Origin of the sequence: Pseudomonas agronomica (assembly GCF_025917275.1) — a bacterium.
Lineage (GTDB): Bacteria > Pseudomonadota > Gammaproteobacteria > Pseudomonadales > Pseudomonadaceae > Aquipseudomonas > Aquipseudomonas agronomica.
This window is the reverse complement of the sequence record NZ_JAOSHO010000441.1, coordinates 1-4,175: the sequence shown is the minus strand read 5'-3', so window position 1 is coordinate 4,175 and position 4,175 is coordinate 1. Positions and strand designations below refer to the sequence as shown.

Here is a 4,175-nt window from a genome sequence, read left to right as displayed (position 1 = left end):
CGCCAGGCCAGGCACCGCATCACTTGACCCCAGGCTTGACCCGCAACGCCTTGGCCTTCGCCTCGATCACCAGGTACATCACCACCGTGATCAACAGCGGCAGGATGAAATAGATCGCCCGGTAGGCAATCAGTCCGGCGATCAAGCTGCCCCGTGACACCTCGTGCTGCAACAGCGCGACAAACACCGCCTCCAGCACCCCGAGCCCGGCCGGAATGTGCGTGATCACGCCAGCAATGCTGCTGATCAACAGCACCCCGAGCACCACCGGGTACTCGAGTTTGCTCGGCAACAACGTAAAGATCACCGCCGCCATCAGCGACCAGTTCAGCGCCCCCAGCGCCAATTGCAGCACGGCCATCCGCAACGAGGGCAGGTTGATTTCCATGCCGCGAATCGTCCAGGCCCGGCGCTTGGAGAAACGGCAGGCCAGCAGGTAGCCAGCGCTGATTAGCAATAGCAGCACCCCGACGCCTTGCAGCGCATCGCTGCTCAGCTTCCAGCCCGGTGGCATCGTCACCAAGCCACTGCTGAACACCACGCCGGCCAAGGTCATGTAGCCGAACCAGTTGGTAGCCAGGCTCAGGCCGAGAATCTTGGCGATATTGCCCGTGCTCACCCCGAGCCGCGAATACAGCCGATAGCGCATGGCGATGCCGCCGACCCAGGCACTGAGGTTGAGGTTGAAGGCGTAACTGATCACCCCCACCGGAAGTATTTGCCGCCAGCCCAGTTTTTGCCGGATGTAAGTGCGCCCGATCAGGTCGAAACCGGCATAGGTGATGAAGCTGGCGATGGTCAGCGCGGCGGCGATCAGCAAGGTGCGCAGCTTGAAATCGGCCAGGGTCGTGAACACCTCGGACCAATCGATTCGCCGTGCAAGGGTAGTGAACAGTACGATCAGCAGCAGGAAGAAAGCCAGGGTCAGCGGGCGTTTCCAGCGGCTCCAGCGCGACTTGGGCTTGGCCTGTTCCGGCGCATGGGCATCTCTCGGCGCAGTGTGCGCTTCAGAGTGGTTCATGGGGTTCGCTCCGGACCGCCGTCGGCGGTGAAAAAGGTTTCAGACGCGGTTTATGGGCCGGCAGCCATCCGGCCCAGGCCGGAAAATGACGCAGGAAGTGGAACACCATGAAACCAATGGTCATGCGCCACAGCAGGCCTCGACGGGCATGATTTTCCGGCATGACGGTGCAGTGATTGCGGCTCAAGTGATCGAGGCGCTCGAACAGCTCGCGGTTGAAGGCGCGGTCGCGGATCAGCACGTTGGCTTCCAGGTTCAGCGACAGGCTCAACGGGTCGAGGTTGCTCGAACCGACGGTGCTCCAGTCCTCGTCCACCAGGGCGACCTTGCCGTGCAACGGGCGCTCGCAATATTCGTAGATCGTCACGCCGGCCTTGATCAGGTGGTCATAGAGCATCCGCGCCGCGAGCTTGGCGATCATCATGTCCGGTTGCCCTTGCAGGATCAGCCGCACCTCCACGCCACGTCGCGCGGCGTTGCGCAGCTCACGCAGCAACCGATAACCGGGGAAGAAATACGCGTTGGCGATTACCACCCGACGCTGGGCGCTGCGCAGCACTTGCAGGTAGACCTCTTCGATGTCGGTCTGATGCTCATGGTTATCGCGGTAGACCAGGCGCACCTGGCCGTCGTGGTCGTTGAAGGCCAACTCGGTGCGGCGGCTGCGGCGACGTTGCCACCAATACTTGGCCCGGGCCGGCCGACCGCTTTGCAGCAGCGCGAAGTGATGGATATCCACTACCGCCGGGCCTTTGATTTCCACCGAGTAATCCTGCTTGGCCTCGGGACCGAAGTCGCCCAAGTGGTCAGCGGAAAAATTGATCCCGCCGATGAACGCGATCACCCCGTCCACCACCACGATCTTGCGGTGCAACCGGCGGAACCAGTTGGTGCGGATGCCCAGGTGCCGGGGGGCCGGATCGAACATCTGCAGGCGTACCCCGGCGTCGCTCAACGAGGCGAGAAACGCCGTGCTCAGCTCTCCGCAACCGAACCCGTCGAGGTTGACGGTGATGCGCACGCCACGCTTGGCCGCATCCACCAATAAATCCCGCAATTCAAAGCCGACCTTGTCTTCGAACAGGATGAAGGTCTCCAGGAGAATTTCTTCCTGGGCGCGGCGAATCGCTTCGAAAACTCGTGGGAAATATTCCTCACCGTTTTCCAGCAGCGTGACGCGGTTGTTGCCGTGCCAGCCGTATTCGACGTCGGCCAGCGCCGGGTTGCGTTCGGTCGGCGGCACCTCGACCTTTTCCACCGTCGCCTTGTCCATCGTCGCGTTCATAATTCGATCTCCACCGACAGCGGTGCGTGGTCGGAAAGGTGCGACCAGGGGCGTACATTCAATACCTTGGCGTGATGGGCCTTGAGGTTGCGCACGTAGATGCGGTCCAGGCGCAGGATCGGCAGGCGCGCTGGAAAACTGCGGGCCGGCTTGCCCCACTGTTCGGCGAACACCTCCCGCAGGCCGCAGGGCGCGAGCAAGTCGTTGGCCTTGCCGCGCCAGTCGTTGAAGTCGCCGGCAACGATGACCGGTGCTTCGGGCGGCAATTCGCTCAAGCGCTGGCAAAGCAGTTTCAGTTGCTCGACGCGATGGCCTTCACGCAACCCCAGGTGCACGCAAATGGCATGCACGTCCCGTCCACCGTCAGCGTTCGGCAGGCGCAGTACGCTGTGCAGCATGCCGCGGCTTTCGTGGCCACTGATGGAAACGTCGAGGTTGTCGTGGCGGATGATCTGGAATTTCGACAGCAATGCATTGCCGTGATCGCCCGCCGGATACACCGCGTTGCGCCCATAGGCGAACTGCGGCCAGAGGGTGTCGGCGAGAAATTCGTATTGCGGGATGCTCGGCCAGTTGCTGTAGCGCTGGGGATGCTGTTCGTGGGTGCCGTGGACTTCCTGCAAGAACACCACGTCGGCGGACACACTGCGCACCGCTTCGCGTAGTTCCGGCAGGATGAAGCGCCGGTTCAGGGCGGTGAAGCCCTTGTGCGTGTTGACCGTCAGGACGGTGAATCGATTGACTCCCTCCAGCAGTTGCCGCGCCGAATCGTGCAGCGGCTCGCGGGTGGCTTCGCTGGATTCTGGCGTGTTCATGGCAATACTCCTTCGGCCGGGCGCACACCGGGAGCGGTGGCGAGGTGCTTGTCCAGGTCGAAGCGCTCCAGCAGGTGGCGCGCGTCGTAGGGCGCGCGGACTTTGATGTCGTTGTCGAAATAGCAGAACACCTCCCGGCTCTTGCGCGGCCGGGGTTTCTTCTTCGGATCGATCAACTGCGCGTCGCTCGGCTGCGTGCCGTGGCTCCAGGCCTCGATCCGGTCGCCCCAGCGCTTAAGCGCCTCGTCGGTGTAGCCGCTGGCGTATAGCTCTTCGGCACCGTGCAGGCGCAGGTAGACGAAGTCGCTGGTGACGTCCTCGCGGTAGGGCCATTTTCCGGCGGTATCGGCGACGACCAGGGCGACGTCGTAGCGTTTGAGCAGGGCGACGAAGCGTGGGTCGATGAAGCTTTCATGACGGATCTCGACTGCATGACGCAAGGGGCGCTTTTTATCGGTCTCGGTGCTGGCGTGGCCGTCCAGGCGTGACTCGTGCTCACGGGCCAGCGCGGCGGCGGCCTGGGTGTCATGGGGCAATTGCTTGAGGAAGTCTTCGAACAGTTCCGGGTCGAATTTGAAGCTGGGTGGAAACTGCCAGAGGATGGCGCCGAGTTTTTCCTTGAGCTCCAGCACGCCGGACGCGAAGAAATTCGCCAAGGGCTTGTGAATGTCCCGCAGGCGCTTGATGTGAGTGATGAAGCGCGGCGCCTTGACGCTGAACACGAAGTCCGGCGGCGTCTCGGCGTACCACTGGGCATACCGTTCGGGACGTTGCAGGGCGTAGAACGATCCATTGATTTCGATGCTGTTGACCGCGCGAGAGGCGAATTGCAGTTCCCGTTTCTGCGCCAGCCCCTTGGGATAGAAATCCCCGCGCCAGGGCGTGTAGCGCCAACCGGAAATGCCAATGTGGATCGCCGTCATGTGTCCCTCCCGTGCCAATGACCTCGTACTGCCTGTGTCTTTTGATGACCGCCGGGCGGGCTGGAAAGTTTCGATGGCCTTACCGACGGAAGGGGCCGAGCGGGTTCTGTGGCGAGGGAGCTTGCTCCCGC

4 protein-coding genes are annotated in these 4,175 nt (G+C 62.5%); all 4 read right to left on the bottom strand.

The features are described 5' to 3' along the window. Positions 1 to 19: 19 nt before the first annotated feature. From OC610_RS22295 to OC610_RS22280, 4 genes are read right to left on the bottom strand one after another with little or no spacing between them, the layout of a single operon-like run. The gene (locus OC610_RS22295; protein WP_264430818.1) at positions 20 to 1,021 is read right to left on the bottom strand and encodes a lysylphosphatidylglycerol synthase domain-containing protein; all 1,002 of its coding nucleotides are present in this window, start codon (positions 1,019 to 1,021) and stop codon (positions 20 to 22) included. Beyond that, a complete protein-coding gene (gene clsB, locus OC610_RS22290) occupies positions 1,008 to 2,306 on the bottom strand; it encodes a cardiolipin synthase ClsB (protein ID WP_264430816.1) in 1,299 nt (432 codons plus the stop codon). Before clsB ends, OC610_RS22295 begins: the two co-directional genes overlap by 14 nt. Further along, on the bottom strand, positions 2,303 to 3,121 hold the full coding sequence (locus tag OC610_RS22285; RefSeq protein WP_264430815.1) for an endonuclease/exonuclease/phosphatase family protein: 819 nt from the start codon (positions 3,119 to 3,121) through the stop codon (positions 2,303 to 2,305). The genes clsB and OC610_RS22285 overlap by 4 nt, the downstream gene beginning before the upstream one ends. Beyond that, the gene (locus OC610_RS22280) at positions 3,118 to 4,044 is read right to left on the bottom strand and encodes a DUF72 domain-containing protein (RefSeq protein WP_264430814.1); all 927 of its coding nucleotides are present in this window, start codon (positions 4,042 to 4,044) and stop codon (positions 3,118 to 3,120) included. The genes OC610_RS22285 and OC610_RS22280 overlap by 4 nt, the downstream gene beginning before the upstream one ends. Positions 4,045 to 4,175: the final 131 nt, after the last annotated feature.

What these genes read in the sequence shown, in the direction of transcription:
- OC610_RS22295 (WP_264430818.1), bottom strand. Translation starts at nt 1,021, where the DNA reads ATGAACCACTCTGAAGCGCACACTGCGCCGAGAGATGCCCATGCGCCG.
- clsB (WP_264430816.1), bottom strand. Translation starts at nt 2,306, where the DNA reads ATGAACGCGACGATGGACAAGGCGACGGTGGAAAAGGTCGAGGTGCCG.
- OC610_RS22280 (WP_264430814.1), bottom strand. Translation starts at nt 4,044, where the DNA reads ATGACGGCGATCCACATTGGCATTTCCGGTTGGCGCTACACGCCCTGG.
- OC610_RS22285 (WP_264430815.1), bottom strand. Translation starts at nt 3,121, where the DNA reads ATGAACACGCCAGAATCCAGCGAAGCCACCCGCGAGCCGCTGCACGAT.